At 67.2% G+C, this 21,714-nt stretch carries 15 protein-coding genes and 2 pseudogenes; 10 read left to right on the plus strand and 7 right to left on the minus strand.

The features are described 5' to 3' along the window. Nucleotides 1-42: 42 nt before the first annotated feature. Nucleotides 43-1,017: an MBL fold metallo-hydrolase gene (locus CPBF1521_RS04000; RefSeq protein ID WP_104649740.1), complete on the minus strand. Its 975-nt coding sequence runs from the start codon at nt 1,015-1,017 to the stop codon at nt 43-45. Between the two features lie 104 nt (nt 1,018-1,121). After that, nucleotides 1,122-1,958, minus strand: coding sequence for a helix-turn-helix transcriptional regulator (locus tag CPBF1521_RS04005; protein ID WP_104649709.1), 837 nt, complete (start codon nt 1,956-1,958; stop codon nt 1,122-1,124). A 312-nt stretch (nt 1,959-2,270) separates the two neighbouring features. Here CPBF1521_RS04005 and CPBF1521_RS04015 point away from each other — a divergent pair, with 312 nt between their 5' ends. After that, a complete protein-coding gene (locus CPBF1521_RS04015; RefSeq protein ID WP_115676078.1) occupies nt 2,271-3,635 on the plus strand; it encodes a glutamate--cysteine ligase in 1,365 nt (454 codons plus the stop codon). A 127-nt stretch (nt 3,636-3,762) separates the two neighbouring features. Here CPBF1521_RS04015 and CPBF1521_RS04020 read toward each other — a convergent pair. From CPBF1521_RS04020 to CPBF1521_RS04025, 3 genes and pseudogenes are all read right to left on the minus strand, one after another. Then, a pseudogene (locus CPBF1521_RS04020) lies at nt 3,763-4,782 on the minus strand (ATP-binding protein); the annotation flags it as partial. Between the two features lie 137 nt (nt 4,783-4,919). After that, nucleotides 4,920-5,283, minus strand: a pseudogene (locus CPBF1521_RS21860) (two-component sensor histidine kinase); the annotation flags it as partial. Continuing rightward, nucleotides 5,280-5,999: a response regulator gene (locus CPBF1521_RS04025; protein ID WP_104649706.1), complete on the minus strand. Its 720-nt coding sequence runs from the start codon at nt 5,997-5,999 to the stop codon at nt 5,280-5,282. The pseudogene CPBF1521_RS21860 and the gene CPBF1521_RS04025, both read right to left, overlap by 4 nt. Nucleotides 6,000-6,136: 137 nt before the next feature. Here CPBF1521_RS04025 and CPBF1521_RS04030 point away from each other — a divergent pair, with 137 nt between their 5' ends. From CPBF1521_RS04030 to fghA, 6 genes are all read left to right on the plus strand, one after another. Continuing rightward, nucleotides 6,137-7,237, plus strand: coding sequence for a glycosyltransferase (locus CPBF1521_RS04030; protein ID WP_115676080.1), 1,101 nt, complete (start codon nt 6,137-6,139; stop codon nt 7,235-7,237). 898 nt (nt 7,238-8,135) lie between these two features. Continuing rightward, entirely contained in the window at nt 8,136-11,705 is a 3,570-nt protein-coding gene (locus CPBF1521_RS04035; RefSeq protein WP_235858396.1) for a PAS domain-containing sensor histidine kinase, read from the plus strand. A 291-nt stretch (nt 11,706-11,996) separates the two neighbouring features. Then, on the plus strand, nt 11,997-12,272 hold the full coding sequence (frmR, locus tag CPBF1521_RS04040) for a formaldehyde-responsive transcriptional repressor FrmR (RefSeq protein ID WP_016902624.1): 276 nt from the start codon (nt 11,997-11,999) through the stop codon (nt 12,270-12,272). Between the two features lie 63 nt (nt 12,273-12,335). Next, nucleotides 12,336-13,445, plus strand: a complete 1,110-nt coding sequence (locus CPBF1521_RS04045) for an S-(hydroxymethyl)glutathione dehydrogenase/class III alcohol dehydrogenase (RefSeq protein WP_104585998.1) — start codon at nt 12,336-12,338, stop codon at nt 13,443-13,445. Nucleotides 13,446-13,513: 68 nt separating this feature from the next. Next, complete coding sequence (gene gfa, locus CPBF1521_RS04050; RefSeq protein WP_104649739.1) at nt 13,514-14,089, plus strand: S-(hydroxymethyl)glutathione synthase; 576 nt, start codon at nt 13,514-13,516, stop codon at nt 14,087-14,089. 58 nt (nt 14,090-14,147) lie between these two features. Then, complete coding sequence (fghA, locus tag CPBF1521_RS04055) at nt 14,148-14,978, plus strand: S-formylglutathione hydrolase (RefSeq protein ID WP_115676085.1); 831 nt, start codon at nt 14,148-14,150, stop codon at nt 14,976-14,978. A 555-nt stretch (nt 14,979-15,533) separates the two neighbouring features. Here the strand turns inward: fghA and CPBF1521_RS04070 are convergent. Further along, the gene (locus tag CPBF1521_RS04070; RefSeq protein WP_115676520.1) at nt 15,534-16,943 is read right to left on the minus strand and encodes an aminotransferase-like domain-containing protein; all 1,410 of its coding nucleotides are present in this window, start codon (nt 16,941-16,943) and stop codon (nt 15,534-15,536) included. A gap of 373 nt (nt 16,944-17,316) precedes the next feature. On the opposite strand from CPBF1521_RS04070, the gene CPBF1521_RS04080 reads away from it, so the two are divergent. Continuing rightward, nucleotides 17,317-18,243, plus strand: a complete 927-nt coding sequence (locus CPBF1521_RS04080) for a DMT family transporter (RefSeq protein ID WP_115676091.1) — start codon at nt 17,317-17,319, stop codon at nt 18,241-18,243. Nucleotides 18,244-18,282: 39 nt separating this feature from the next. Here the strand turns inward: CPBF1521_RS04080 and CPBF1521_RS04085 are convergent, their stop codons facing one another. Beyond that, on the minus strand, nt 18,283-18,621 hold the full coding sequence (locus tag CPBF1521_RS04085; protein ID WP_161960113.1) for a hypothetical protein: 339 nt from the start codon (nt 18,619-18,621) through the stop codon (nt 18,283-18,285). 1,167 nt (nt 18,622-19,788) lie between these two features. Between CPBF1521_RS04085 and CPBF1521_RS04095 the strand changes: the two genes are divergently transcribed. Then, on the plus strand, nt 19,789-19,881 hold the full coding sequence (locus CPBF1521_RS04095; RefSeq protein WP_006452907.1) for a potassium-transporting ATPase subunit F: 93 nt from the start codon (nt 19,789-19,791) through the stop codon (nt 19,879-19,881). A 15-nt stretch (nt 19,882-19,896) separates the two neighbouring features. After that, a complete protein-coding gene (gene kdpA / locus CPBF1521_RS04100; RefSeq protein ID WP_115676093.1) occupies nt 19,897-21,711 on the plus strand; it encodes a potassium-transporting ATPase subunit KdpA in 1,815 nt (604 codons plus the stop codon). The last annotated feature ends 3 nt before the right edge of the window (nt 21,712-21,714 follow it).

Genomic DNA, 21,714 nt, shown 5'->3' on the forward strand with positions numbered 1-21,714 from the left:
TTGCAGACAGCCCATAACGGCGAGCCAGGGCTCGCCGTTTTTTCATTGTGGCACCGGGCCGAACTCGGTCGGCACCCAGGCGAACGCGGCGCCCTCGCGGCGGACATGGCCCAGGCCCGGGAACGGCAGATGCGCGCCGGCCACCCACCAGCGGCCGTCGGCGGCCTGCGCCAGCAGGCGACGCCGTGAGGCGATTGCCTTGGTGCGATCGCTGTCGGCCTCGAACGATGCGTCCGGCTGGGCAAACTGCACGGCGTGGTAGTGCAACACATCGCCCCACACCAGCAGGGTGCTGCCAGCGCCGCCGTCGAAGCGGTAGGAGACGTGGCCGGGCGTGTGGCCCTGGCTGTCCAGGGCGGTGATGCCGGCCGGCAATGTGGTTTTGCCCGGCTGGAAACGGCGCAGCCGACCCTGGGCCTGATAGGGCGCGACGGCCGCGCGCGCCAACGGGAAGGCGAACTGCAGCGTCGGCGCGGCAGCGGCCTCCGAGGCGGGATCCAGCCAGTACGCGGCATCGGCGTCGGACAGCCACACCGTGGCGTTGGCAAAGGCCGGTGTGCCCTGCGCATCGAGCAGGCCGCACAGGTGGTCCGGATGCGCGTGGGTGAGCAGCACATCGTCGACCTGGGCGGGGTCGACACCGGCGGCGCGCAGGTTGGCCAGCACCTGGCCCAGGCCGGGCCCCAGGCACTGCGCGGTGCCGGTATCGACCAGGCTGAGGTGGCTGCCGTCCTGGATCAGGTAGGCGTTGACTGCGGTCTGCAGCCCCTTGGCGTCTTCAGGCACGTAGCCTCGCGCAAGCAGGCGGTCGCGCTCTGCCGGGTCCACATTGGACAGTTGTTGACGCGTCAGCCCCACGCGGCCATCGAACAACGCGGTGACGCGCAGCGTGCCAATGCGCTGCAGGTAGAAGCCGGGAACCTGCGCGTGGGGGGATGCGGGCGCAGCGGCGTGCGCCAGCGTGGCGCTTGCGGCCAGTAGCAGCGGCACCAGCGTACGCAGGACGGAAACAGACATGAGCAACTCCAGGACAGGCGGCAACCGCCGCGATGTCGCCATGCTGGCGGCAGCGAGCTGCGCGATTCGCTCAATGCGCTGCGCCAAGCGCTCGCGTTGGCGCCCTAGCGGCTATTGCCGATGCTGGCCGGGTCCAGCCCGTAGCGCTGCTGGAAGCGCTGGCTGAAGCTGCGGGTGGAGCGATAGCCGGCGCGCGCGGCCACGGTCTTGAGCGGCCAGCGCGTGCTGTAGAGCAGGGCCATCGCGTGCGCCAGCCGCGCATCGGTGATCAGTTCGCGCAGCGAGCGTTGTTCGGCGGCCAGGTGCCGGCGCAAGGTGGCGCCACTGATGCCCAGGCTGTCTTCGATATCGCGCGAGCGCCACGCCCGCTGCGGTTGCGCGACGATCAGCGTACGCACCTGCTCGGCGATGCTTGGCGCCGGCGGCAGCAGCAGGCCGCCATGGCCGCGACGGCAGACGTGGATGACCAGTGAGGCCAGCGCCAGGCGTGCTTCGGTATACAGGCCGCGTTGCAGCGCATCGCGCCATTGCCGCAGCGGCAGTGCGACATCGATCGCCGGCAGCCGCGCGATGTCGGCGCCCGCCTCGGGCAGCGGCTCGTTCCACAACGCGCGCGCAGCGGCCAGTGCCTCCTCGCACAGGGGTACCACCGCGCTCATGTAGAGCCCGGTCTGCGGGTCGGGCGTGTTGATCAGATCGATCCGGCAACGGCGCGTTGCCAGGAACAGATCGCCCGGCACGAGTTGCAGCGACTGGGTCGCGCTGCGCACCTGTTGGCGGCCCTGCAGCACAATCGCGAACTGCGGCTGGGTCAGGTCCACCGAGCGCGCCCCGTGTTCGCGCCGTGCGCTCACGCAGGCGTAGCCGTCGGCGCGCTCGCAGTGCATCAGAGTGGTCATCTGCGCGAGCAGGGCGTCGGTGGGGGTGGGCGCAACGGTCATGGCCGGGCGATGCTACAGGATCGCGGGTGCGCGGCCTGGGTGATCGAACGCCGTGCATCCTGCCTGCGGGGATTTGCGGGTGTCCGCGTTCAGCGTGAACGGCTGCGGCCTGCCGCACCCTCCGTCATGCCTGCCCTCGGGCGGTGGTGTCGCGCTTGCTGCTGCGTCGGCCACGCCGTGCGCATGGATGGAAATCTCAGACCCGGTCGATGGCAGCAATTCTTTCCATGCCCTGCGGTTATAGTGCGGGCCTTGCGGTGGCAGGGGAGGATCCCCACATCGTTCCCCTAAATTTTTCCTGCGAGCCTGCCCTTGTCGAGTCCCAGCCACGTTGCCGAAACGCCGATCACCGAACGCGCGGAACTGGTCCAGGTGCTGGCCTCCGGCGAGAAGCCCAGTGCTGACTGGCGGATCGGCACCGAGCACGAAAAGTTCGGCTTCCAGCTCGACGACCTGCGCGCGCCCACGTTCGAAGGCGCGCGCGGCATCCAGGCGCTGCTGACCGGCCTGACCCGCTTCGGCTGGGAGCCGGTGCAGGAAAACGGCCACACCATTGCGCTGCTGCGCGACGGCGCCTCGGTGACGCTGGAGCCGGCCGGCCAGCTGGAGCTCTCCGGCGCGGCGGTGGAAACCCTGCATCACACCTGCGTGGAAACCGGCACCCATCTGGACGAAGTGGCCCAGGTGGCCGGCGAGTTGCAGTTGGGGTTCCTGGGCATGGGTTTCCAGCCGAAGTGGCGCCGCGACCAAATGCCGTGGATGCCCAAGGGCCGCTACCAGATCATGAAGAACTACATGCCCAAGGTCGGCTCGCTCGGCCTGGACATGATGACCCGCACCTGCACCGTGCAGGTCAACCTGGATTACGCCACCGAAGCGGACATGGTGAAGAAGTTCCGCGTGTCGCTGGCGCTGCAACCGATCGCCACCGCGTTGTTCGCCGATTCGCCCTTCACCGAAGGCAAGCCGAACGGCTACCTGAGCTACCGCTCGCACATCTGGACCGACACCGACGCCGATCGCACCGGCATGCTGGATTTCGTGTTCGAAGACGGCTTCGGCTACGAGCGCTACGTCGATTACCTGCTCGATGTGCCGATGTATTTTTCCTACCGCGACGGTGTCTATGTCGACGCCAGCGGGCAGAGCTTCCGCGATTTCATGCAGGGCCGGTTGCCGGCACTGCCGGGCGCGTTGCCGACGCTGCGCGATTGGTCCGATCACATGACCACCGCGTTCCCGGAAGTGCGTCTGAAGAAGTACCTGGAAATGCGCGGCGCCGACGCCGGCCCGTGGGATCGGCTGTGTGCGCTGTCGGCATTCTGGGTCGGCTTGCTCTACGACGACACCGCGCTGGATGCGGCCTGGGATCTGGTCAAGGATTTCAGCACCGCCGAGCGTCACGCGCTGCGCGACGGGGTGCCCAGGCAGGCACTCGGCCTGCCGTTCCGCGACGGCACGCTGCGCGAGCTGGCCGTGGAAGCGGTCAAGATCGCCCGCGAGGGCCTGCGCCGGCGTGCGCGGCTGAATGCCGATGGCCAGGACGAGACCGGCTTTGTGGACGTAATCGCCGAGATCGCCGAGAGCGGTGTGACCGCCGCCGAGCGCAAGCTGGCGCTGTATCACGGCGCATGGAACGGCGACATCGATCGGGTGTTCCGCGAGTTCGCGTACTGAGTGCTTGCGGAGTGCCGCAGCCGTAGCGCCTCGCCGGGCTGTCGCGCGGCGCGTTGCTGGCAGGCATGGACCCGGGCGCGGCGGTACCGCCGAGCGCGCGTGCGCAAGACCGCATTCCCGCCCGGCTTTAGCGCCGCTCCGGCATGCACGGCAGGCGCACCGTCACCCGTAGGCCGCCACCTGCTGCACGGTTGTCCAGGCGCAGGTCGCCGCCATGCGCCAGCACGATGCTGTGCGCCACCGACAAGCCCAGCCCGATGCCGCCGGTGTCGCGATTGCGCGAGGACTCGCCGCGCACGAAGGGCAGCAGCAACTGGTCGCGCTGGGTCGGGTCGATGCCGGGGCCGTCGTCGTCGATCCACAGCACGCCGTCCTCGCCATCGCGCTGCAGCTGCAGGCGCGCGCGCTTGCCGTACTTCAGCGCGTTCTCCAGCAGATTCATCACCGCCCGACGCAATGCCAGCGGGTCGCCATCCAGGGTGATTTCCGGGCCGGGCAGCAGTTCGGCATCGGCACCGATGTCGGTGGCATTGTCGACCACGCTCTCCACCAGCAGGCGCAGATCCAGCGGCGCGCGCTTGCCGCGGTGGCGATCGTTCTGGATGAAATCCAGCGCGGCGGAAATCATCGCCTTCATCTCGTCGATGTCGGCCAGCGCCTTGTCGCGCAACGGCGGCTGCAGACCGTCCAGGCGGAACGACAGGCGTGCCAGCGGCGTGCGCAGGTCGTGCGCGATCGCCGCCACCATGTGGGTGCGTTCGTTGATCAGGCGATTCAGGCGCGCCTGCATCGCATTGAACGAGTCGGCCGCGCGCACGATCTCCGGCGGGCCGCTGCGTTGCAGTGCGGCCGCATCCGGATTGCGGCCCAGCCGGTCGGCGGCCTCGGCAAAGCGCTTGATCGGCGCTGACAGCGCACGCGAGAACCACCACGCCAGCGGCACGTTGGCCAGCAGGCCGGCCAGGAACAGCAGCACCACGTGGGTCTTGAACTCGGCCGACAGCTGCCGTGGCGGCGATTCGACCGTACGCCAGCGGCCATCGGGCTGCTGCAGCGCGGCGGTGAAGCCATCCAGCAACGGCACGCCCGGGGTCAGCCGCTCGCTTTCCCAGGCGGCAGGGGGAGCGTCCGGACCCAGCCTGTTGCCGACCGGCGGGGTGCCGGGGGCACGATCGCCCGGCCAGGCGCCTGCCGCTGGCGGCGATCGCTGCGCGGCATCGCGGCGATTGCCGGCGGGGCTGGCATCGCCGCCAGCGGCCCCGGGGCGCTGCGGCTGGTCGGGCATTTGCGGCCGCGCCATGCCGAGCTGCGGGCCCTGGCGATCGTCGGCGCTGCGGTAGAAGCGCACGCGCTGTTCGGGGACATCCAGCCAATGGGCCAGCAGCATTTCCGCAAACCCATCGCGCACATGGCCTGCCGGCGGCAGCGGGGCCTGGGCCGATTCGCGTACCGTCAGGGTCTGGGTGCCGGCCGGCATGCGGGTGGACAGCAGCGCCACCACCTCCGGTGGATGCACCGGCGGCTCGTAGACCGGGGTGCGCATCACCAGCAGCGCGATGCCGACCGCCTGGGCGGTGAGCAGCGCCACCGCCAGCAACACGAAGGTCCGGGCAAAGATCGACAGCCCGCGACGTGCCGGTTTGCTCACAGACGCGAAACGCCCGGCAGCAGCATGTAGCCTTCGTTGCGCACGGTGCGGATCAACTCGGTATGCACGCGCTCGTTGATCTTGCGGCGCAGGCGGCTGATCTGGCTGTCGATGGCGCGGTCGTAGACGTCGGTGTCGCGGCCACGGGCGTAGTCCAGCAACTGGTCGCGGCTCAGCACCCGCTGCGGATGCTCGACGAAGGTGCGCAGCAGCGCGAACTCGCCATCGGACAGGTTGATGAAGATGCCGGTGGGGTCGCGCAGGTCGCGGCGGACCACGTCCAGCCGCCAGCCGGCAAACTCGTAGACGTTGCCGCGCTGGTCGGCCTGCTCGCTGCTGGCCTGGCTGCGGCGCAGCAGGGCGCGCACCCGCGCCAGCAACTCGCGCGGATTGCAGGGTTTGGCCAGGTAATCGTCGGCACCCACTTCCAGGCCGATGATGCGGTCGGTGTCGTTGCCCAGCGCGCTGAGCATGATGACCGCAGGTGAACCACGCTCGCTGGCCAGCGCCCGCGCTGCGCTCAGGCCGTCTTCTCCCGGCATCATCACGTCGAGTACGATGAGGTCCGGGCGGCGCTGCGCGATGCGCTTGCGCATCTCCGCCACGTTTTCGGCAACCTCGACCTGGTAGCCGTGGGCGCTGAGGAACTCGCCGATCAGCTTGCGCAGGTCCGGGTCGTCGTCGACCACAAGAACGCAGGGTTGTTGCATGTCCATGGAGGTCATCGTCGGTGGCGCGGAGCTTGGCCCGCGCAGGGTGGTGGCTACCGGATACATGGTGCTCGCAGTTGCAAGGCTGGAGCACGCATCATAATGATTGAATTTGTCAACCTTTGGCACACGCGTGACGCACCATGACAGAACGGAACATCGTGCAGGAAACCGGGCAAACGACACTGCGCCGCTGCAATGGCGAGTGTACGCATGACAAGGCGTTTCCGATGATGCGGGTGATCAGCCGCGACAACGGCGTGGGCCTGACCCGGGACATGGTGCTGATGGCGCAGACGCTGCGCGCCGGCGGCATCCCGGTGCAGGAAGTGGGCTTCACCAGTCAGCGGCTGCACGACACCGCGCGCGAAGCCCGTCTGTGGGCCAGTCGCGCGCTGTTCGGGCGGGTGCCTGTGCAGATCTTTTCCGAGCGTGTGTATGCGCGCTGCCTGCCGCTGGGCCAGACCAACCTGCTGGTGCCCAATCCGGAGTGGTTGTTGCCCAAGTGGCTGCCACGGCTGCCGCAGTTCGACGCGGTGCTGTGCAAGACCCATCACGCGGAGCGGATTTTTCGCAGCCTGGGCTGCACCACGCGCTTCATCGGCTTCACCAGCCCGGATCGCCACGATGCGCAGGTCCCGCGTCAGCGTGCGTTCTTCCACCTGGCCGGGCGCAGCACCGCCAAGGGCACCCAGGTGCTGCTGGAGACCTGGCAACGGCATCCGGAGTGGCCGCTGCTGACGGTGGTGCAGAGCCCGCGTACCGCCGGCAAGCCGGTGGTGGCGCCGAACATCGACCACCGCGTCCGCTATCTCGACGATGCCGAACTGCGGCGGCTGCAGAACGCGCATCTGTTCCATCTGTGTCCGTCCGAGGCCGAAGGCTTCGGGCATTACCTGATGGAAGCGCTGAGCGTGGGCGCGGTGACCCTGGCCACCGACGGTGAGCCGATGAACGAACTGGTCAGGCCCGAGCACGGCGTGTTGATCCCGGTGGCCGAGGTGCGCCAGCGGCGTCTGGCGTCGTACTACTACGTGGATGCGGCGGGCATCGCGCAGGCGGTGGAAACCGCGCTGGCGTTGCCGCAGGCGCAGCTGGATCGGTTGTCGGCCAATGCGCGCGCGTTCTACCAGGCCAACAATGCCGCATTCGCAGCGCGCTTTCGCAGTGCGGTGCTGGCGTCGTTGCCCGCAGATGTGGCGGACGTCAGCGCGGGCGTGGCCCCGGCAATCGTCGAAAACTGACACGTTCGCCCGGCCTGGCCTTCACCACGGTCCGGGCATATCGCCTGCAGCGCCCGGTGCCCGCGTGGTTGCAGGCCTTGTGCGCTGCGTGACGGCGTACGCCAGCGGGCGGCGCGCAGCGGCAAATGCACGACATGGCGCGATGCGAGGCTCTCCCTGACCAAGCGGGGACGTCCCGCAGTGCCATGTGCGTGCAGGACGCGCATGTGCGCCATCCAGCCAGGGAGATCGACGATGGTCCAGACACGCACCACAGCCGCCATCACCGCACTGCTGGCAGTGCTCGGCCTGGGCGGCTGCGCCAGTGTCTGCGGCGCGCCTGCCGGCGGGCCACCGCCGCCGCCTGCGCCGCCACAGGCACAGCGTGGCCCGCCACCCCATGATTCCGACTTCGACGCCGCGTTGCAGGCCTGTGCCACCGTGCAAGGCATCGCATGGGCTGCGCCTGACGCATCGTCCCTCGGCCCGCCATCGCCAGCGCTGTTGCAATGCCTGCAGGCCCAAGGATTCGGGCCGCCGCCCCGGCATGGCTGATCCTGCTGGTCTTGGAGATCACGTCCACCGTCGCTGCCAGCTACCCGCGGCGATGCTGCAGCTGGTGAACTTCGCACGTGCGACAGTCGCCCTGCTCGCTGTAATGCGCGACCCGAGCGAAGCGGACGCTTGCCGCGCTTGGCGGTCTCTGCACCGGAGGTCCGGCAGCCGGCAGGCCGAATTAAACGATTCCCCTCGGCTTCGCTTCAGCCGTCTTGTCCGCACGCGCGGCACCGGCAACAACCCGCTGTGTCGAGCACGCTACTGACAAGCCCTTCGCCATCGAGTGCGCACTGTGGGGGCTCACCCGGTACGAATGATCGATCACGATGGGCGCAGGCCAGGGCCGGACACGATGAGTGCCATGCCCGACAACACCAGGCAGGACAACGCGGCACTGCAGGACGAACTCGCCGGCATGCGTCGCCTGCATGCCTTGCAGGTCAGCCTGGCGGCACAGGCCGACGCCCGTATCGCGCTGCAGGACATCACAGCGCTTGCCTGCGTCTTCGCGCGTACCGACTGCGGCTGCGTGCAACTGGTCAGCGCACACAACAGTGAGATGGAGTTGCGCGTCTATCGCGGACATGACGAACGCAGCGCCTTCGTCCAGCAATTCCTGAAAGACGGTTTCCAGGCCACCTGCGACACCGTGCGGCGCGAACGCCGGCAGTTGGTGATCGAGGATATCGAAACCTTCACCCCGTTGAAGGGAACGCCCGATTACGAGGCAGCGCTGTGCAGCGGCATCCGTGCTGCCCAGTTCACCCCGTTGTTCAATCGTGCCGGTGGCCTGCTGGGATTGCTCGGAACCCAGTTCACCGTGCCGTATCGGCCCGCGGAACACGAACTCAGATTGCTCGAACTGCTCGCATGGACGGCGGCCGACTACATCGAGCGCCATCGGGCCGAACTGGCATTGCGCACCAGCGAGTCGCGGCTGGCCGCGCTGTCGGCGGCAAGTTCCGAGGTGCATTACCGCATGAGCGCGGACTGGGACGAGATGCACCAGCTGACCGCCGGCACGCGTGCCGTCGATGCGCCGGCGACCAGCCGTTCGTGGATCATGGATTACATTCCCGCAGAGGATCAGGCGCTGGTGCGCAGCAGGATCGATGCAGGAATCCGCTCGCGCAGCGCGATCGTGTTCGAGCACCGGGTACGACGCGCCGATGGCAGCATTGCGTGGATGGCGACCAAGGCGGTCCCGGCGCTGGATGCGGAGGGACGCATCACCGAGTGGTTCGGTGCCGGAACCGACGTCACGGCGCGCAAGCAGGCCGAGGAATGCCTGCACGATAGCGAGGCGCGGCTGACGTTCGTGCTCGACCAGGTCCCCATCGGGATCGGCCTGTTCGATCTGCAAGGTCGCTTCACCTACCGGAATCCACAACTGCGGGACCAGCTGGCTGCGCGGGTCCCCTCGTGCGCGCCGCCGCTGGAGCAGCCGCGCGCCGGTGTCGATCAGCAAGGGCAGGCGGTCGCGATCCAGGACTTTCCCTGCGCCCGCGCGCTGCGTGGCGAAGACACGATCGCGCCGGTGGATTTCCTCGACCCCCATGACGCTGCACAGCGCTGGTTGCGGATTACCGCAGTGGCGCTGCGCGAAGCCGGCCGCGTCACCGGTGGCGTTGCAGTGTTGCAGGATGTCACTGCGCAACGCCGGGTGCAGATGGAAGTGGGTGCGCTTGCCGAGCGCAATCGCGACATTCTCGAAAGTATTTCCGACGCGTTCTATGGCGTCGATGCGGACGGACGCTTCACCTACATCAACCAGAAGGCCGAGTTGCTGTGGGGGCGCGCGCGCGATCAATTGCTCGGGACCTTGCTGTGGGAACAATTCCCCGATTCGATCGGGTCGCTGCCGTATCAGGCCTATGTGCAGGCCTCGCAGACCCGCCAGGTGGTCAAGCTGGAAACCGTGTCGCCGGCATTGGGGTACTGGGTGGATGTCAGCATCTACCCCACCAACGATGGCGGAATGTCGGTCTACTTTCGCGACATCTCCGACAAGCGCCGGGCCGACGAGCGGCTGCGTGCCAGCGAAGAACGCTTCCGCACCGCGTTGACGATCGAAACCGTCGGCGCGACGTATTTCGACATGGGCGGTCGCCTCACCGATGCCAACGACACGTTCTTGAAGATGAGCGGCTACAGCCGTGCCGACGTGGAAGCGGGCAGGCTTTCCTGGCAGGCGCTGACGCCACCCGAATTCAGGGGCGTGTGCGAGCAGGCCTTCGAGGAGCTCAAGAGCAAGGGAAGTGCCACGCCTTACGAGCGCCAATATCTGTGCAAGGACGGAACCCGGCGCTGGGCCCTGTTTGCGTCCAAGTGCCTGCCGGATGGCACCGGCTTCGAGTTTGTACTCGACATCACCGACCGCAAGCTCACCGAGGCGGCGCTACGCGAGGTGCAGGACCGCAATGCCTTCCTGCTGAAACTCTCCGACGCCTTGCGGCCGCTGCCCGATCCGGCCGCCATCCAGGCCGAGGCCGCGCGCGTGCTCGGCGAGCATTTGAACGCCGGCCGCGCCTACTACGTGGACGTGGATGCCAGGGCGCACCAGTACGTGGTCGAACGCGACTGGCATCAACCCGATGAAACCAGTCATGCGCGTCGCTTCGCGTCGACGGACTGGCCGATGCCCTGGCTGCTCGACGCGCAGACCTGGGTGGTGCGCGATGCCGTCGCTGACCCTGCATTGCCCGACGATCGGCGCCCGGCCGATGCGGGCCACGAGATCGGCGCGCTGATCGTGGTGCCGCTGATCAAGGGCGGCCAGCTGGTGGCCACCTTCGTGGTCAATCAACGGACCGCGCGTAACTGGAGTGCGGCCGAGATTCGCCTGGCGGAGGAGACCGCCGAGCGCACCTGGGCGGCGCTGGAGCGTGCGCGCGCACAGGCCGCGCTGCTCGAAAGCGAAGAGCGCTACCGGGTGATCGTGGAGAGCGCGCTCGACTACGCAATCTTTACCACCGATACGCGCGGGCATATCCAGACCTGGCCGCCGGGTGCCGAAGCGGTCTTCGGCTGGACCGCCGAGGAGGCGATCGGCCAGCACATCGCAATGACCTTCGTGGCCGAGGACCGTCTCACCGGTGTGCCGCAGCGCGAGATCGAGCAGGCGCATTACACCGGCGGCGCGCCGAATGTTCGCTGGCATCAACGCAAGGATGGCCGGCGCGTGTTCATCGAAGGGGCGACGCGGCCGCTGCGCGACGGCAGCGCCGAGCCGCTGGGCTATCTCAAGATCGGCCAGGACGTGACCCGGCGACGGCAGTGGGAAGATCGCCAGCAGGTGCTGCTGGCCGAGCTGCAGCACCGCACCCGCAATCTGATGGGGGTGGTGCGTGTGGTCTTCAATCGCACGCAACGCAGCAGCACGACCATCGCCGAGCTGACGCTGATCTATAACGACCGCCTGGACGCCCTGGCGCGTGTGCAGGGGCTGCTGTCGCGCCTGAACGAAGGCGATCGCATCCTGTTCGATGAATTGATCCGGGCCGAGCTGTCGGCGATGGGCGCGATCGATGCGCACGGCCATGGCGACCGCGTCACCCTGGACGGCCCGGACGGCGTGCGTCTGCGCTCCAGCACCGTGCAGACCTTCGCACTGGCCCTGCACGAGCTGGCCACCAACGCCACCAAATACGGCGCGCTTGCACAGGCCGGCGGACAGTTGCAGGTGCGTTGGCGCTTGCTGCGTCCGGCCCAGGGCACCCGCCTGCGCATCGAGTGGAGCGAGACCGGCGTGCACATGCCGGCGCCTGGCGAGGCGCCGCAAGGGTCCGGCTACGGCCGCGAGTTGATCGAACGTGCGCTGCCGTACCAATTGCAGGCCGAGACCACCTACGTGATGGGGCCGGACGGGGTGCGCTGCACCATCGAACTCCCGGTGTCGGAGAGCATGCGCCTGGACAGCGACGAGGGCTGACACTGCGTGCTGCGTGCTGCGTGCTGCGCCTGCACATGCCGGCCAGTGCCGTGCTGCAGTGCGACGACAGCGGCTGCCGGCGCGCGGAATCCGCAGCACCCCGATACAACGCGTCGACCACCTGCAGCGCCTGGGTGGACGTGCAGCGCCATGGCTGACGCGAAAGGTGTCGCAGCGGACGACCGGCCCCGGCTGCGGCGGACCGGGCTTTGTTCGGGCAGGCGTGTTCGCAGGCGTGGCTTTTTTCGAGCAGATCCATATACTACCCCCCAGTATTTGACCGGGGGCGCCATGCCGCATTCGCCACAGGAGAAAAAGCGGGCGCTTGCGCGCGTGCGGCGCCTGCGCGGGCAATGCGACGCGCTTGAGCGCGCGCTGGAGGCGGGCGCAGACTGTGCGCCCGTCCTGCAGCAGATCGCCGCGATCCGGGGTGCCGTCAATGGACTGATGTCGCAGGTGCTCGAAGCGCATATCCGCGAAGACTTCGGCCACGCCGCCGCTTCCGATGCGCAGCGTGCCGAGCGGGTGCAGGAATTGCTCGGGCTGGTCCGGTCCTACCTCAAATGAACTCCCACCGGGCCGGCGCATGCCGTGCCCGTCCTTGAATCTCATCGTCAGGAGCGCCATCACATGAAATCCCGTGCAGCAGTTGCATTCGGACCCGGCAAGCCGCTGGAAATCGTCGAGATCGACGTCGCACCGCCGAAGGCCGGCGAAGTGCTGGTCCGCATCACCCACACCGGTGTGTGCCACACCGATGCATTCACCCTGTCTGGCGACGACCCGGAAGGCATCTTCCCGTCCGTGCTGGGCCACGAAGGCGGGGGCATTGTCGAGCAAGTGGGCGAGGGCGTGACCAGCGTCAAGGTGGGCGATCACGTGATCCCGCTGTACACGGCCGAATGCCGCAAGTGCAAGTTCTGCCTGTCCGGCAAGACCAACCTCTGCCAGGCGGTGCGCGCCACCCAGGGCAAGGGCCTGATGCCCGACGGCACCACGCGCTTCTCCTACAACGGCGAGCCGATCTACCACTACATGGGCTGCAGCACCTTCAGCGAGTACACCGTGGTGCCGGAGATTTCGCTGGCCGTGGTGAACCCGGACGCGCCGCTGGAAAAGGTCTGCCTGCTCGGTTGCGGCGTCACCACCGGCATCGGTGCGGTGCACAACACCGCCAAGGTCAAGCCGGGCGAAAGCGTGGCGGTGTTCGGCCTGGGCGGCATCGGTCTGGCGGTGATCCAGGGCGCGGTGCAGGCCAAGGCCGGGCGCATCCTGGCCATCGACACCAACCCGGGCAAGTTCGACCTGGCGCGCAGCATGGGCGCCACCGACTGCATCAACCCCAAGGACTACGACAAGCCGATCCAGGAGGTCATCGTCGAATTGACCGATGGCGGCGTGGACTTCAGCTTCGAGTGCATCGGCAACGTCAATGTGATGCGGTCGGCGCTGGAGTGCTGCCACAAGGGCTGGGGCGAGAGCGTCATCATCGGCGTGGCCGGTGCAGGCCAGGAAATCAGCACCCGTCCGTTCCAGCTGGTGACCGGCCGCGTGTGGCGCGGCTCGGCCTTCGGCGGTGTCAAGGGGCGTACCCAGTTGCCGGGCATGGTGGAGCAGTCGATGACGGGCGAGATCGATCTCGATCCGTTCATCACCCACACCATGCCGCTGGAAGAGATCAACGAGGCCTTCCACCTGATGCACGAAGGCAAGTCGATCCGCACCGTGATTCATTTCTGACCGTACGGCCAGAATCGGCGCGCGGCCGCTTCCGCGCACGTGGTACCCGATACTCCGGGAGGTGCATGATGACCAGCGTCTCGATTCATCCTTCGGTAGACAGTGGTATAGCGCGTGGAGGTGCGGAAAGTTTTCAGGGCGGAACCCTTGCGTGCCACTGCGCCAGCGACAAGGTGACCGTGGACGTGGCTGCGCAGACCGCGCACAACCACGCCTGCGGCTGCAGTAAATGCTGGAAGCCGGAAGGCGCGACATTTTCGGTGATTGCAGTGGTGCCGCGCGACAAGGTCACGGTGACCGCGCATGCGGAAAAGCTCAAGGTCGTCGACGAAACTGCGGCGATCCAGCGGCATGCATGCACCGGCTGCGGCGTGCACATGTTCGGTCGCATCGAAGACAAGGAGCACGCGTTTTACGGTCTGGACTTCATCCATACCGAGTTGTCGCAGCAGTCGGGCTGGTCGCCGCCGGGCTTTGCGGCGTTCGTGTCCTCCATCATCGAAACCGGCACGCCGCCGGCTGCCATGGACGGCGTGCGCGCCCGTCTCAACGAGCTCGGGCTTACCCCGTACGACTGCCTGTCGCCGGGATTGATGGATGCACTGGCTGCCAACGTGGCACGCAAGAAGGGCCTGCTGCACTGATCGCCCCACCCCGCGGCCGGCACGCATGCCGGCCGCAGGTTCTTATCGAAGGAATCTCATGGAACGTATCGAACACCATGCCTGCTTCGGCGGCTGGCAAGATGTCTATCGGCATCAATCGCAGAGCTTGAACTGCAGCATGCAGGTGGGCGTCTATCTGCCGCCGCAGGCCGCCGATGGCCCGCTACCGGTGCTGTACTGGCTCAGCGGCCTGACCTGCACCGAACAGAACTTCATCAGCAAGGCCGGCGCGCAGCGCTACGCGGCCGAGCATGGCGTGATCCTGGTCGCCCCCGACACCAGCCCGCGTGGCGACGATGTGGCCGACGCGGACGGCTACGACATCGGCAAGGGCGCCGGCTTCTACGTCGATGCCACCGAGCAACCGTGGGCGGCGCATTACCGCATGTACGACTATGTGGTGAACGAATTGCCGGCGTTGATCGAAGCGCACTTTGCCACCACCGGTGCGCGCGCGATCAGCGGCCACTCGATGGGCGGCCATGGCGCCCTGACCATCGCATTGAAGAATCCGGGCCGCTATCGCAGCGTGTCGGCGTTCTCGCCGATCGTCGCGCCCAGCCTGGTGCCATGGGGCGAGAAAGCGTTTGGCCAGTATCTGGGGCCGGACCGCGCAGCGTGGAAAGCGTACGACGCCACTGCGTTGATCGCACAGGCACAGGAGCGCCTGCCGTTGTTGATCGACCAGGGCGATGGCGATGAATTTCTCGAGAACCAGCTGAAGACGTCGCTGTTTGAACAGGCCGCCAAGGCCGCCGGTTATCCGGTCACGGTGCGGCTGCAGCCCGGTTACGACCACAGCTATTACTTCATCGCCAGCTTTATCGGCGAGCACATCGCACACCATACCGCGGCGTTGCGTGGTTGATCGTTTTGGGCAAGCGGGTGGTGCTGCGTGCCATGAGACGGCGCATGGCGGTGGTGCGCATCGCGTTGCGTTGCCGCGCTGCCGTATTGCGCGCGCCGTGGCATGAGTAAGGTGTCGAGCTGAACTCCCTTCTCCCCCCCCAGAGAAGGAGCCCCGCAGGGGCGGATGAGGGGAGGGCCGAAGCCCGGCGGAGGGGAGGCCAGCTGGTAAAACGGCTGACGTGCGGCCTGGCTCCCTTCTCCCCTGGGGAGAAGGTGCCCCGCAGGGGCGGATGAGGGACGGGCGACGCCCGGTGGAGCGGGTAGCTGGCCTTGCAGAGCAGCCGATCTGCGCGTGGCTGCGGGGCCCTTGCCCGCCCACCCTCGCGGGACACGCCGCAAGTACGTCCGTGTAGGCTCTTACGCGGCATCCATGCCGCGTAAGGTCCCGCGAGGGTGGGCGGGCAAGGACCAGTCAGGATGGTCGCTGTGCATGGTGCAAGCAGGGCATGACGGCGTTGCCTGGATGACCGCGCGTCCAGCCAGCGCGCAGGTTGATGCGAACCACCAAGAACGGCTAACGCGCCACCTGCGCCGCAAGCCTGCCCAGTCGCCGCATCGCGCGCTCCAGCGTATCGCTCCACGGCTGGCCACAGGTCAGGCGCAGGTGATCTGCGTAGTCGCCACGGCTGGAGTACAGATGGCCGGGCGAGGTGCCGATGCGTTCTGCCAGCGCGGCTTCGAACAGGGCTTGCCCGCTGCCGGCGTCGGGCAATTGCAGCCATAGCGATAATCCGCCGGCCGGGTCGCCCACGCGTGTGTCCTGCGGCCAATGCCGCACGATCGCATCGCGCAGCCGCTGCCCGTTGTCGGCCAGCGTGCGGCGCAGCTTGCGCAGGTGCCGTTCCAGATCGTGTTGCGCCAGATAATCGGCCAGTGCCAGTTGCGGCAGGCTGGCGCTGCCGACAGTGGAAAAATACTTGGCGCGCACCAGGGCGTCGGTCCAGTCGCCACCGAGCAACCAGCCCACACGCAAGCCGGGCGACAGCACCTTGGAGAACGAGCCGCAGGTGATCACGTTGGCATGGGTGTCGAAGTGGCGCAGCGGCCGCGGGCGCTGGCCCGACCAATCCAGTTCGCCATAGATGTCGTCTTCGATCACCACCGTGCCATGGCGGGCGCAGCTGTCGAGCAATGCGCACTTGGCGCTGTCGGGAGTGAGGCTGCCGTTTGGATTGTTGAAGTTGGGGATCAGCACTGCCGCACGCACCGGGGTGCGCTGCAGCAGCGCATCCACACGTGCGACATCGATACCGTGGCCGGGGCGATTGGGTACCTCCAGCACCTTGAGGCGCAGTGCAGCCACCGCCTGCAGGATGCCGTGATAGGTGGGTGTTTCCACCAGCACCACATCGCCTGGCGCGGTGAGCGTGCGCAGCGCAAGGCTGATCGCTTCCATCGCGCCGGCGGTGATCACCACTTCGTCGGCATCGACGGTGGTTGCGCAGTGTGCATACCGCTGTGCGATCTGGCGGCGCAATGCGGCGTGGCCCTGCGGCGGTGCGTAATCCAACGCAGCCGTGCGCTGGCGACGCAACTGCCGCGCCAGGGCTGCGGCCAGGTGCGCGGTGGGCAACAGCGCAGGCGCGGGCGTGGCGGTGTGCAGCGGCACCAGGTCGGTACGCGCCAGGGTTTGGAGCACGCGCTGCAAGGCCGGGTTGTCGACCATGCCCGGTTTGCGCCGACGCGGGAGGAGGGCTGCGGCCGGCAATGCAGATGCCGTGCCGCGCACGAAGTAGCCCGAGCGCGGGCGCGCCTGCACGCGGCCTTCGCGTTCGAGTTGCAGGCAGGCCTGCACGGCGGTGGCGGTGCTGATGCCGTGGTTGGCAGCCAGTTGCCGGATCGAGGGCAGGCGCTCGCCGGCACGCAGGGTGCCGCCTTCGATCTGCTGCCGCAGCTGCGTGGCCAGCGATTCATACAGCAGCATCTGCAGGATACCTCCCATCTGTATTGGTCGATTTGCAGCGTATCTGAATCTGTCATGGTCGTGTGGCACGTTGCAGACTGGGTGTGCCCGGTGAGTACGTCGGGTGTGTGTTCCCTTCTGTGAGGTTGGCCGTGCTGCTTGCTGCGTTTGTTGTTGCCCGCTATTTCCGCCCTTCCGATGGCGGTGGCGAGGGTCCGCTCACCCAATCGATCGATGCCGCGCATGCACCACGCTGGGCACAGCGGCTGGTCAGCACGTGGCTCACTGCGCTGCAGGGCCTTGCGCGGGGCGGCGAACTGCAGTGCCGGGTCGCACCGCGGCACGTCAACGTGCGCGGCAGTGCCGTCCAGTATCTGCAGGGAACCATTGCGCCATGAGCACGCCCGTGCCTGTGCAAGCGGCATCGGCCGGCGCTGGGCGACGTGCGATCTGGCAATTGCTGGTTGCCGAAGTGTTGATCGGATCGGTCGGCGTATTCGTGCACGAAAGCGGGCAGGATCCGGTGACGGCGGTGTTCTATCGCTGCCTGTTCGGCGCGCTGTTTCTCAGCGTGTGCGGGGTGATCGGTGGGCAGCTGCGAGGACTATGGCGCGAGCGTGCGCTGTTGCGTGATGCCACCATCAGCGGCGTGCTGCTGGTGTTGAACTGGGTGGCATTGTTCGCGGGGATGGCGCGCTCGTCGATCGGCGTGGCGACCATGGTCTACCACGTGTTCCCGTTCGTGATGCTGCTCCTGGCCGCATTGTTGCAGGGCGAGCGCACGCGGCGTGCCGATCTGGGCTGGACGCTGCTGGCATTCGTCGGCGTGGCCTGCTCGGCAAATCCGGCACGCTTGTGGCAGGCGGCGGATCGTGGCTACCTGATCGGCATTGCGCTCACGCTGTTGGCAGCGTTGCTATGCGGTGCCTCGTTGCTGATGTCGCGTCGCATCAGCCGTGAGCGGCCGCTGGCGGTGGTGACCGTGCAGTGCTGGGTCGGCACGTTCCTGCTGGCCGGGTTTTCCAGCGGCGCCGTATTGCATCCGGGCCTGCATTGGCTGTGGCTGGTGGGCCTGGGCGTGATCCATAGCGGCATCGTCTATGTGCTGTTCTATTCGTCCTATCGCCATCTGCATGTGGCCACGATCGCGGTGCTGGCGTTCGTGTATCCGCTGGTGACGCTATTGCTGGACTATCTGCTCTACGGCCACGCATTGGTGCCGGTGCAGTGGTTGGGCCTGGCGCTGATCGTGGTCGGCACGCTGGCGGTGAATCTGAAATGGCGCTGGCCGCGGCGGGTGGCACACAGTGCACCGACCTGAGGATGTTGCCGCCGCGCTGTACGCACGGCGGCAATACAGTCAACGCACGTCGCGCAGTTCCCAGTGGTGCCCGGCCAGGGCCTGCATGCGCTGCTTGAGCAGGTCGCCGGGGATGCTGGTGGTGGCGACCAGGTCGATCCGCAGGTCGCCCTGCTTGCCGGTCACCGTCGCCGAGGGATCGGTGACGCCCAGGCTGGGGTCCACCGCATCCGGGTCGGCCTGCAGCAGGCGCCAGCGATCGAACCAGGCCGGATCACGCAAGGCGGCCTGCAACTGTTCGGCAAAGGCCTCGGCACCATGGGCGGTGAAGCTCACGCTCGCATCGCCGCCACGGGCGAGCTTGGGGTCGGGCAGGCTGATCGAGTAGCTGACAGGCATGTGCAAGGACTCTGATGGATGACGCCGGCACGTTAGTGCAGCGGCAGTGAGCGTTCCGTCGACAGGCCGCACACGTGGGAGCCTCCAGGTGCGCAGTTACGGCCTGCTCCGCCAGTAGCTAGGGCGCCGCGCCCTCGACGCTGCGGGTTTGCTGCGGGGCCCTTGCCCGCCCACCATCGCAGGACACGCCGCAAGTACGTCCATGTAGGCTCTTACGCGGCATCCATGCCGCGTAAGGTCCCGCGACGGTGGGCGGGCAAGGACCTATCGAGTTGGTCGGTGTGCATGGAAGAGCAGTGCTGGATGCGCCTTGTTCGATCATTGAAGCATCGGCTACAGGTCTGATGCACACCGCATGAGAGACAGCTTTTTTAGATGAGCGCCGACCACTTGTCTGGTGCGGTGTCCTTGCCGGTTGCGGGACCGTGTGGCGGCATGGATGCCGCCACCGAGCCCCCAGGGATGGGTTCACGGCGTGTCCCGCAAGCGGTGAGGGCGCCGCGCCCTCGATGCTGCGAGTTTGCTGCGGGGCCCTTGCCCGCCCACCGTCGCGGGACACGCCGCAAGTACGTCCCTGTAGGCTCTTACGCGGCATCCATGCCGCGTAAGGTCCCGCGATGGTGAGCGGGCAAGGACCAAGCGAGTTGGTCGGTGTGCATGGCAAGAGCAGTGCTGGGTGTGCCTTGCTCGATCATGAAGCATCGGCTCCGGATCTGATGCACACCGCACGACAGACAGCTTTTCAGATGAGCGCCGCGCCCTCGACCGGCAGAGCGTTGCTACAGCTTCATAACGCCCCTGACTCAAAAGCTGGTCGTCCTGAGTTGGCGCCGGAGGGTGTGGATGAGCCAGAAGTCGTGGTTGCCTGGAACGGCTGCATGGTCGGGATACCCGACTGCACACCGTCGCTGCGCAGCATTTATGCGGAATTTACGCGAGGGCTGTCGCAGGTCCATAGCGACTTTACGTAGCCGGGGAAGACACTGCGCAGGTTGGCGGAGCGGTTCCGCCCTGGACGATTCCGATGCATCCCTTGACCTGTCTGCTCCATCGCCGCTGCGCGCGCGGTGCGGCAGCGCTTTGCCTCGTCGGCCCGCAGATGCTGCATGCGCCGCCGCACACCGTCTCCATCGCGCCGCGTTGCGCGCGTCTCTAGGAGTAGCCGACATGCCTGCCTGGTTGTCCCTGTTGTGCGGCGTGGCCGTGCTCGTTGCCGCTGCGTACCTGTTGTACGTGGTCCTGCGCCCCGAAGACTTCTGATGCGAGTGCGCTCCAATGATTGAAACTCTCCTTGTCTATGCGCTGGCCATCGTGCTGGCCTGGCCGCTTGGCCGCTATCTGGCGGCGGTGATGCGCGGCGCCCCGATGCGTGGCGATGCGCTGTTCGGCTGGATCGAACGGCCGCTGTATGCACTGCTCGGCACCCGCCCGCAGCAGGGCATGTCGTGGCGCGGCTATGCGGTGGCGTTTTTGCTCAGCAACCTGGTGGTCGGCCTGCTCACCTGGGCAGTGTTCATGACCCAGGCGTGGCTGCCGTTCAACCCGGACGCCGTCCCGAACATGCGCTGGGATACCGCGCTGCACACCATGGTGTCGTTCGTCACCAACACCAACCAGCAGCATTACTCGGGCCAGGCGCAGTTGTCGTATCTGGCGCAGATGACCGGCATCGTCGGCCTGCAGGTGGTGACGCCGATGATGGGCCTGGCGTTGGCGGTGGCGACCTTGCGTGCATTGTTCGGTGGGCGAGTTGCCGCAACGGTGTCCGATGCCTCGCTGCTGCCTCATGCGGCGGCGGGCGCCAAGTCACTGGCGGCTGGGCCGGACGAGCCGGAGCTGGGCATGCCGCGCCAGGGACGGCAGCCGTCAGGTTCCGGCGTGGAGGACCTGCCGGACGCGGATGTCGGCAATTACTGGGCCGATGTGATCCGCGCCAGCGTGCGCGTCCTGCTGCCGTTGTGCCTGCTGTGGACGGTGCTGCTTGGCTGGCAGGGCGTGCCCTCCACGTTGCAGGGTGCGGCCACTGCCGTACCGCTGGACAGCAGTGCCGGCATGCCCAAGCAGACCATACCGGTCGGGCCGGTTGCGGCGATGGTCGCGGTCAAGCAGCTCGGCACCAATGGCGGCGGCTGGTACGGCCCCAACAGTTCGGTGGCGCTGGAAAATCCCACGCCGCTGAGCAATCTGCTGGAGACGCTGGCGCTGGTGCTGTTGCCGATGAGCGTGGTGTTCATGGTCGGCTACCTGACCGGGCGCAAACGTCTCACCGCCCTGGTATTCGGCACCATGCTGACGATGTCGGCCGCGTCCACCGCGCTGTTGGTGTGGTCCGAAGCGCATTCGGCCAGCGCCAGCTCGCCTGCCCTGATGGAAGGCAAGGAGGTGCGCATCGGCGCGGATGCGTCCGCGTTATGGGCGGCGTTGACCACACAGACCTCCAACGGCTCGGTCAACGCGATGCACGATTCGCTGGCGCCGTTGAGCGGCCTGGTCACGCTGGTGGACATGCTGATCAACGCGATCTGGGGCGGCGTCGGCTGCGGTTTGCAGCAGTTCGTGGTGTATCTGCTGCTGAGCGTGTTTCTGGCCGGTTTGATAACCGGGCGTACGCCGGAGCTGTTCGGCCGCAAGATCGAAGCGCGCGAGGTGCAGCTGCTTGCGCTGCTGATTCTGCTGCAGCCGTTGGTGGTGCTGGGCTTCACCGCGGTGGCGCTGGCGGTGCCTGCATGGACGGCCAATTCCAATCCCGGCTTCCATGCGATCAGCCAGGTGTTCTACGAGTACACCTCTGCCTTTGCCAACAATGGCTCCGGTTTCGAGGGGCTGGGTGATGCCACGTACTGGTGGAACCTGAGTTGCTCGGTGGTGTTGGCACTGGGGCGCTATCCGGCATTGATCCTGCCGCTGATGGTGGCCGCGCGCATGGCCGTGAAGCGGCGTGCGCCCGAGTCGGCCGGCAGCCTGCAGGTCGAAACACCGACCTTTGCGCTGACCCTGATGGCGATCGTGCTGGTACTCACCGTGCTGCAGTTCATGCCGGCACTGGTGCTGGGTCCTATCGCTGAACACCTCGCCCTGGCGGCGTCCTGAGAG

The sequence above is a fragment of the Xanthomonas euroxanthea genome, from assembly GCF_900476395.1.
Classification (GTDB): domain Bacteria; phylum Pseudomonadota; class Gammaproteobacteria; order Xanthomonadales; family Xanthomonadaceae; genus Xanthomonas; species Xanthomonas euroxanthea.